Annotated in this window: 7 protein-coding genes; 3 read left to right on the forward strand and 4 right to left on the reverse strand. The window is 71.5% G+C overall.

Annotated elements, in window-relative coordinates:
• Positions 1–334 precede the first annotated feature (334 nt).
• Positions 335–1,333: a tryptophan--tRNA ligase gene (trpS, locus tag IF61_RS0131500; protein ID WP_030369971.1), complete on the forward strand. Its 999-nt coding sequence runs from the start codon at positions 335–337 to the stop codon at positions 1,331–1,333.
• Between the two features lie 91 nt (positions 1,334–1,424).
• On the opposite strand, the gene IF61_RS0131505 is transcribed toward trpS, so the two are convergent.
• Positions 1,425–2,402: a GlxA family transcriptional regulator gene (locus IF61_RS0131505; protein ID WP_107043178.1), complete on the reverse strand. Its 978-nt coding sequence runs from the start codon at positions 2,400–2,402 to the stop codon at positions 1,425–1,427.
• A gap of 117 nt (positions 2,403–2,519) precedes the next feature.
• Here IF61_RS0131505 and IF61_RS0131510 point away from each other — a divergent pair, with 117 nt between their 5' ends.
• Positions 2,520–3,119 (forward strand): cysteine hydrolase family protein, encoded by a 600-nt coding sequence (locus tag IF61_RS0131510; RefSeq protein ID WP_245684695.1) that lies wholly within the window; start codon positions 2,520–2,522, stop codon positions 3,117–3,119.
• A 33-nt stretch (positions 3,120–3,152) separates the two neighbouring features.
• On the opposite strand, the gene proC is transcribed toward IF61_RS0131510, so the two are convergent.
• Positions 3,153–3,962 carry a pyrroline-5-carboxylate reductase gene (proC, locus tag IF61_RS0131515; RefSeq protein WP_030369974.1) on the reverse strand — a complete coding sequence of 270 codons (810 nt, stop codon included), beginning with the start codon at positions 3,960–3,962 and terminating at the stop codon, positions 3,153–3,155.
• Between the two features lie 455 nt (positions 3,963–4,417).
• On the opposite strand from proC, the gene IF61_RS0131520 reads away from it, so the two are divergent.
• Positions 4,418–6,052: a SulP family inorganic anion transporter gene (locus tag IF61_RS0131520; RefSeq protein WP_078660660.1), complete on the forward strand. Its 1,635-nt coding sequence runs from the start codon at positions 4,418–4,420 to the stop codon at positions 6,050–6,052.
• Here IF61_RS0131520 and IF61_RS0131525 read toward each other — a convergent pair.
• Together IF61_RS0131525 and IF61_RS0131530 are read right to left on the reverse strand one after the other, a co-directional pair.
• Positions 5,982–7,055 carry an NAD(P)/FAD-dependent oxidoreductase gene (locus tag IF61_RS0131525; RefSeq protein WP_030369976.1) on the reverse strand — a complete coding sequence of 358 codons (1,074 nt, stop codon included), beginning with the start codon at positions 7,053–7,055 and terminating at the stop codon, positions 5,982–5,984. The genes IF61_RS0131520 and IF61_RS0131525 overlap by 71 nt on opposite strands.
• A gap of 36 nt (positions 7,056–7,091) precedes the next feature.
• Complete coding sequence (locus IF61_RS0131530) at positions 7,092–7,979, reverse strand: sigma-70 family RNA polymerase sigma factor (protein WP_030369977.1); 888 nt, start codon at positions 7,977–7,979, stop codon at positions 7,092–7,094.
• Between the last annotated feature and the right edge of the window lie 128 nt (positions 7,980–8,107).

An 8,107-nucleotide genomic window follows, 5' to 3' on the forward strand; every position in this document is an offset into this window, starting at 1 on the left:
GAATTCCGGCACGCCGAAATTCATCCCGTTCAGGGGCCGTGCAGTGGTGAGTGCCGCCGGTGCGGCTCGATCGCCGCCCCGTTGTCCTTGCGGACCCCGCGGCAACTCGGAGAACACTACACGACCCCGTAGGGCTCATCAAACCGGTGGCGCAAGCCCATTTCCGTCCCGTAGCCTCCGGCCCATGACCCGGCATGCACACACGCAGCAGTGGTGGGCCGCCTGACGGCGGCCCCGACTCCGTGCTTCGCGCATGCATCCAACGGCCGCCGCCTCGGCGGCCGTTTTGCTGTCCGGGGCGGCGTCCCTCTCCAGACAGGGAGCGCACCACCCCATGACCCGGATCTTCAGCGGCATCAAGCCCACCGGCCATCTGACGCTCGGCAACTACCTCGGCGCCATCCGGCAGTGGGTGGAAGTGGACCAGCACAAGGCCGACGCGCTGTTCTCCGTCGTCGACCTGCACGCGCTGACCGTGGACCACGACCCGGCACGCGTACGGCGGCTCAGTAGGCAGACGGCCACCCTTCTCCTGGCGGCCGGACTGGACCCGGCTCTCTGCACGCTCTTCGTACAGAGCCACGTGGACGAGCACACCCGGCTCTCCTATCTCCTGGAGTGCACGGCGTCCGACGGCGAAATGCGGCGGATGATCCAGTACAAGGAGAAGGCGGCGCGGGAGCAGGCGGCCGGCGGGAGCGTCCGGCTCTCGCTGCTGACGTATCCCGTGCTGATGGCGGCGGACATCCTCGCGTACGCGGCGGACGAGGTCCCCGTGGGCGATGACCAGGCCCAGCACGTCGAACTCACGCGGGATCTCGCGGTGCGGTTCAACCAGCGGTACGGGCACACGTTCACCATCCCCAAGGCCGTCCTTCCGACGGTGGCCGCGCGGGTCATGGACCTGCAGTCCCCGACGGCGAAGATGGGGAAGTCCCACGCGGAGACGGCGGGCATCGTCTATCTCCTGGACGAGCCGGACGCCGCGCGCCGGAAAATCATGCGCGCGGTGACCGACAGCGGCAGCGAGGTCGTCCACGACCGCGAGAACCGTCCCGGTGTCACCAATCTGCTGGAGATCCTGGCCGCCTGTACCGGCGGCCGGCCCGCGGAGCTCGCGGAGGGCTATTCCTCGTACGGCGCGCTGAAGCGGGACACCGCCGATGCGGTGCTGGAAGTGCTGCGGCCGCTGCAGGAGCGGCACACCGCGCTGTGCGGCGATCCGGGTTATGTGGATGCGGTGCTGCGGGAGGGCGCCGAGCGGGCGCGGAGCCTCGCCCGGCCGACCGTGGACGCGGCGTACCGTGCGGTCGGGCTGCTGCCCCCGTACTGAGGCCTGTCCTGCGGAGGCCTGCCCGGCGTCGGCCTGTCCGGCGGATCGCACTGCACGCCACCGGCGCCGGGCCGGCCGCAACCCGGAGTCTCTACGCCCCCGCGGAGCGAAACGCCCGCCGGTAGTCGCGCGGGCTGGTGGCGAGGCGGGCCGCGAAGTGCTGCCGCATGGTGACCTCGCTGCCGAAGCCGCAGCGTCGGGCCACCTCCGGCATCGGCAGGCCCGTCCGCTCCAGGAGCTTCTGCGCCGCGGCGATGCGCTGGTCGAGCAGCCACTGCACCGGCGTCGTGCCCGTCGTGGCCATGAAGTGGCGGGCGAAGGAGCGGGGCGACATGCCGGCCCAGCCCGCCAGGTCGGCGACGGTCAGCGGTTCGGAGAGGTGACGCAGGGCCCGTTCCCGTACGGCTGCCAGGGCGTCGGCCTCGCGGTCGGAGCAGGGGGTGGGCTGTTCGACGAACTGGGCCTGCGTGCCCGTACGGAAGGGGGCGGTGACCATGAAGCGGGCGATGGTCGCCGCCGCCTCCGCGCCGTGGGCCGTACGGACCAGGTGGAGGCAGAGGTCGATGCCGGCGGCGACGCCCGCCGCGGTCCACACGCCGCCGTCCTCGACGAACAGGGCGTCGGGGACGACCTGGACGCCGGGATGAGTGCGGGCCAGGAGCCCGGTGAGGTTCCAGTGGGTGACCGCGCGGCGGCCCTCGAGCAGGCCGGCCTGGGCGAGGACGAAGGCGCCGCCGCAGAGCGCGGCGACCGGCACGCCCGCACCGTGGGCGCTGCGCAGGGCGGCGAGGACGGGTTCCGGGACCGGGGCCAGCTGCTCCTCCACCCCGGGGACGACCACGAGGTCACTCGCGCCGAGCCCGCTCAGGGCTTCGAGGTCCTGGTCCGGGGTGAGGGTGAGGCCGCCGGGCATGGCCACGGGAGCCCGGTCGGCGCCGTGGCGGCGCAGCGCGAAGCGGGGAGCGCCGCGGGCGGTGCGGTCGACGCCCCAGACCTCGGTGATGACGGCGACGTCGAAGGCCCGGATGCCGGGGAAGGCCACGAGGGCGATGCGCTGCGCTGGCTGCATGGGCACCATCCTTCCGCGGGCCTCGTCCTGCCGTTCCACCAGCGGTGGCAGCAATCCATCGAACAGGGTCTCTTCTGCCACTGGGCCGATCCTGCGGCGACGACCAGGATCGTCAGCATGAACAGCGCACAGAACATCCGTATCAGCGACAACGCCGCCCTCGTCGTCATCGACGTCCAGAACGCCTGGAACGATCAGGACCACTTCCCGCCCCGCAACAACCCGGCCGCCGAGGACAACATGGCGCAGCTGATCGACACCTGGCAGGCGGCGGGCCGGCCGGTGGTGTTCGTACGGCACGACTCGCCCAAGCCGGACTCGCCGCTGCGCCCGGGTCAGCGGGGGAACGACCTGCAGGACTTCGTCCAGGAGCGGCGCGGCAAGGGCAGCGGCCCGGAACTGCTCGTCACCAAGACGGTGAACTCGGCGTTCCTCGGCACGCCGGATCTGGGGCGCTGGCTGGACGAGGCCGGGATCCGGCAGCTGGTCGTCGTCGGCATCATGACGAACTGGTGCGTGGAGACGACCGCCCGGATGGGCGGGAACCTCGGCTACGACGTGATCGTGCCGGTCGACGCGACGTACACCTTCGACGCGGTCGGGCCGGACGGGGAGTCGCTCACGGCGGACGAGCTGTTCCGGGCGACGGCGACGAACCTGCACGCCGCCGGCTTCGCGAGGATCGTGCCGACGGCGGCTCTGGTGGAAGGGGCCTGACCAAACCCTCACCCGATGGTGGAAGGGGCCTGGTCAGCCCTCGCCCGAGGCCAGCTCCCGGCTGCGGTCGCGAGCGGCCTCCAGGGCGGCGATCAGCGCGTGCCGCACCCCATGCTTCTCCAGCTCGCGGATGGCGTTGATCGTGGTGCCGGCCGGTGAGGTGACCGCCTCGCGGAGCTTGACCGGGTGCTCGCCGCTGTCGCGGAGCATGACGGCCGCGCCGATGGCGGCCTGGACGATCAGGTCGTGGGCCTTGTCCCGCGGGAGGCCGAGGAGGATGCCGGCGTCGGTCATCGCCTCGACGAGGAAGTAGAAGTACGCCGGTCCCGAGCCGGACAGCGCCGTGGCCGCGTCCTGCTGGGACTCGGGCACCCGGAGCGTCTTGCCGACGGGCTTGAAGATCGCTTCCGTGCGGAGGAGGTGGTCCTCCGTGGCGTGGGTGCCGCCGGAGATCACCGACATGCCCTCGTCCACCAGGACGGGGGTGTTCGGCATGACGCGCACCACGGGGTTGCCGCCCGGCAGCCGCTCCTCGAAGAACGACGTGGGCACGCCGGCCGCGGCGCTGATGACCAGCCGGTCGGCGGGCAGGTGCGGGGCGAGCTCGGCGAGGAGCGCCGCCATGTCCTGCGGCTTCACGGCCAGGATGAGGGTGTCGGCGGTCTTGGCGGCCTCGGCGTTGGTGACCGTCTCGACGCCGTACCGGGCGCGGAGCGCCTCGGCGCGCTCGGGGCGGCGCGCGGTGACCAGGAGATCCCCGGTCGACCAGCCGGCGCGGATCATGCCGCTCAGGAGCGCCTCGCCGATCTTTCCGGTACCGAGGACGGCGACTTTCTGGGTCACGGACTCCACCTCTTCGCTGGTCGGGGGCGTGTCTTCGCCGCACTTCGCCGGTCTTCGCCGGTCAGGGGCGTGGCCCGGTCATCTTTGCACCCCGCGCACGCGTCGTGCGCCGGGCGCAGTCCGCCGGCAAGCCCACGGGGGCCTGCGCCGGAGCGAGGGGACGAGCGGATTCCGGCCGGCCACCACAGCGTTTACATCGTGGTAACGCGCCGACGTTCCCCGGGCCTTGGCCACTTGGACAGAATGACCGCGGGTGTCCACGGCACGCTCCGTCACCCTCTACCGTCCGGCCGGAACTCTCCCCGACGTCTCCGCCGCCCGTACGACCGTGTGTCCGCATCCGTACGGTCCGCATCCCCACATCCCGCCAAGGCTCCAAGGCTCCAACCGGCTCCGACAGGCAACGATCAACGATCACATCGCTGCGCGACGCCACGCGCTGGAGGCAGATCCTCATGGACAAAATACCCCTCAGCCATGCCCGCAAAGTGCTCGCCAGGGCCAAGCTCCGGTCAAACCCTTCCCACAGCAGCGCCAACGGCCGGGGCCCCGAAGGCCCCGGCCGGAGCGGCTTGCGCCGTGACCTGGGCCGTGACCTGCGCGCCGACGTCACCGCCTCCCTCGTCGTCTTCCTGATCGCCGTACCGCTCTCCGTCGGCATCGCCGTCGCTTCGGGCGTCCCGGTCGAACTGGGCCTGGTCACCGGTGTGGTCGGCGGCCTCCTCACCGGGCTGCTGCCGGGCAGCAGCCTGCAGGTCAGCGGCCCGGCCGCCGGCCTGACCGTCCTCGTCTACGAAGCCGTGCGCGAGTTCGGGCTCACCGCGCTCGGCGTGCTGGTCCTCACCGCCGGCCTGCTGCAGATCGCCATGGGGCTGCTGCGCCTGGGCCGCTGGTTCCGGGCGATCTCCGTCGCCGTGGTCCAGGGCATGCTGGCCGGCATCGGCCTGGTCCTCATGGCCGGCCAGATCTACGCCATGGCCGACACGCGTCCTCCCGCGAGCGGCCCGGAGAAGCTCACGGGCATCCCCGACCTCATCATCGAGACGCTGATCTCGACGGACGCCCTGACCGCCGCCGCCGTGGGCACCGCCACCATCTCCGTCCTGGTGCTGTGGCCCCGCTGGCGGCGCGGCGCCCAGTTCGTCCCCGCGCCCTTGGCGGCGGTCGTGCTGGCCACGGGCGTGGTCGCCGGCCTGTCCCTGCCGGTGGCCCGGATCGAGGTGAACGGGCTGCTCGACGCCGTCCAGCCGCCGGGCAGCGCGGACTTCGCGCGGCTCGGCGAGATGAGCGTCCTGGGCACGGTCCTGGCCTTCGCCCTGATCGCGTCGGCCGAGACGCTGTTCAGCGCCGCCGCCGTCGACCGGCTGCACGAGGGCCCGCGCACGGACTACAACAAGGAGCTCATCGCCCAGGGCGCCGGCAATACGGTGTGCGGGGTGCTCGGCGCCCTGCCGATGACGGCGGTCATCGTCCGCAGCGCGGCCAACGTCAACGCGGGAGCGAAGACCAAGGCGTCGCGCGTCCTGCACGGTGTCTGGCTGCTGGTCTTCGTCGCGCTCGTTCCCTGGGCCCTGGAGCTCATCCCGGTGGCGGCACTCGCGGGGGTGCTGATGCACGCGGGGTGGAAGCTGCTGCCCTTTCGGGACCTCGTCCGGCTCTGGCACGAGCACCGCGGCGAGGCCGTGGTGCTCGTGGTGACCACAGGAGCCATCGTGACGACGAACCTCTTCGAGGGCGTCGTCATCGGCCTCCTCATGGCCGTCGCCAAGGCCGCGTGGGAGACCTCGCACGTCCATGTGGAGACCCGGACGGCCGAGGACGGCACAGTGCACGTCCGGGTCCTGGGCAATGCAAACTTCCTCCGACTGCCCAGGATCCTCGACGAGTTGGAGGCCACGCTGCCGCGCTCGGGCCGCGGCGTGGAGCTCGACCTGAGCGGCCTGCGGCACATGGACCACGCGTGCCGGTCGGCGCTCACCGCATGGGCGGAGCGCAACGCCGAATCCCGCGGCCCGGTGACTACCGGGCACGGGCCAGGCTCCCCGCCACACGCAGGCTCCGGACCGTGGAGCGGACAACCTGCTCCTTGACGAAGGCCGCCGACCGCCCCGTCAGGACGGAACCGCGCGGCGAATCGTCACCGTGCACCGGCTGGATCAGCCCGTCGCTGCGGCCGAGGCTGATGCACTGCATGACGTAGCGGAACGCGAGCGGCCGCACCGGACGGGATCCGATGTCGGCGAGGACGGACGCCGCGGCGTGCGCGCCCGTGGGCATCGCGGTCGCGCACGCCATACGGAGGGAGGTGGCCGCCGCGTCACCGGCTGCGTAAACGGCCGGATCCGTGGCCGACCGGAGCGTACGGTCGACCACGATCCGGCCCGCGGCGTCGAGTTCGAGCCCCGCTGCGGCCGCGAGCTCGGTGCGTGGCCGCAGCGCCGCCGACCAGACGGCGACATCCGCGTCGATGTCCTCGACCGAAGTGACGCACTCCCCTTCCCTCACCTGCACGCCCATCGCGCCGAGAGTCGTACGGACATGCGTGCGTCCCTTGCCGGACAGGCCTGCGCCGAGCGTGCCCGCGGTGAGGAGACGGACCTCCCACTCGGGGTGTGATTCAGCGATCTCGGCCGCGAGTTCGACTCCGGTGAGCCCGCCGCCGACGACGGCGAGCCGCCCCGGCCCGTCGAGCAGCCGCTTGCCCAGCTCGGCCGCCGACTCGGCGGTGTAGGCCCGCTCCGACGCGTCCTGCGCGGCGCGCGTGTCCGTAACACTGCCGAGTGCGTACACGAGCCGGTCGTAGGAAACGGTCCGGCCGTCATCCGTACGGAGCTGCCGGCCGGCGCGGTCCAGGTCGACGGCACGGGCGGCAAGGTGCCGGATCCTTGTGCCCCGGAGGAGGACGGAGAGGGGATGGGTGACGCTCACCTCCGGCCGTCCGGTGGTGAGTTGATGCAGGCGGACCCGCTCGGTGAAGTGGTCGCTGGGGTCGATGAGGGTGACGGTGACGTGGGGTTTCAGCGCCAGCCGCAGGGCAGCGGTGAGGCCGGCGTAGCCGGCGCCGAGGACGACGATGTCGGTTCGGTGCGTCATACCCACACGACGAAACAGAGGACCGAAGTGTGACAGTCACAGCCCCAGCGGATCGAGGTGGCGGAGCTTGTCCGGGTTGGCGACGGCATAGACCTCCGTGATCCGCCCCTCGTGCACGGTGAACGCGAAGACCATCACCCGGCCCTGGGCCAGGTCGACGGAGACGATGCCGGGGGCGCCGTTGACGTCCCGGACCAGCACCCGCATCGACAGCGGGTCGAATCCGCGGCTGATGCCCTGGGCGAAGCGGGCCACGTTGTCGCTGCCGCAGACGGGGCGACGGGCGGCCGAGACCTTCCCGCCGCCATCCGAGCGCCAGACGACATCGGGGTCCAGGACGGACAGGAGACTCTCGAAGTCGCCGTTCATCACGGCGGCGAGAAAGGCGTCGACGGTGCGGCGGTGCTCAGCGCGATCGACGGAACAGCGCGGGGACTCGGCACGCACGCGTTTGCGTGCGCGGGACGCCAGCTGCCGTACGGAGGTCGGAGTGCGGCCGACGACTTCGGCGATCTCGGTGAACGGCACGGAGAAGACGTCGTGCAGGATGAACGCCGTCCGCTCGGCCGGCGTGAGTTTCTCCAGCACGGTCAGCAGCGCTATCCCCACGGATTCGTCCAAAGTGACCCGGTCTTCGGGACCGGGAACCGTGCCGAGAACTGTGCCGACGATCGGTTCGGGCAGCCAGGGGCCGACATAGGTTTCGCGGCGGGAGCGGGCGGAACCGAGCTGGTCGAGGCAGATACGGCTGACGACGGTCGTCAGATAGGCGGCGGGATTGGCAGCCTCGTCGTCGGGGAGGAGCTGCCATCGCAGCCAGGTCTCCTGCACCGCGTCTTCGGCATCGGCGACCGAGCCGGTGATGCGGTAAGCGACGGCCCAGAGTTGCGGGCGGTGTTTCTCGAAATCAGCCAGGGGTGCCATGGGACCACCGGCTCCTCTCGTGAGCGCTCGGGTAAACGCGAAAAAGCCCTGGCGGGAACTCAAGGTTCCCACCAGGGCTTTCTCTAAAAATTGTTCGGCGGCGTCCTACTCTCCCACACGGTCCCCCA

Source organism: Streptomyces roseoverticillatus (assembly GCF_000719265.1).
Taxonomy (GTDB): Bacteria; Actinomycetota; Actinomycetes; order Streptomycetales; family Streptomycetaceae; genus Streptomyces; species Streptomyces roseoverticillatus.

Coding starts and splice junctions, on each gene's coding strand:
- trpS (WP_030369971.1), top strand. CDS start 335: ATGACCCGGATCTTCAGCGGCATCAAGCCCACCGGCCATCTGACGCTC.
- IF61_RS0131525 (WP_030369976.1), bottom strand. CDS start 7,055: ATGACGCACCGAACCGACATCGTCGTCCTCGGCGCCGGCTACGCCGGC.
- IF61_RS0131520 (WP_078660660.1), top strand. CDS start 4,418: ATGGACAAAATACCCCTCAGCCATGCCCGCAAAGTGCTCGCCAGGGCC.
- IF61_RS0131505 (WP_107043178.1), bottom strand. CDS start 2,402: ATGCAGCCAGCGCAGCGCATCGCCCTCGTGGCCTTCCCCGGCATCCGG.
- IF61_RS0131510 (WP_245684695.1), top strand. CDS start 2,520: ATGAACAGCGCACAGAACATCCGTATCAGCGACAACGCCGCCCTCGTC.
- IF61_RS0131530 (WP_030369977.1), bottom strand. CDS start 7,979: ATGGCACCCCTGGCTGATTTCGAGAAACACCGCCCGCAACTCTGGGCC.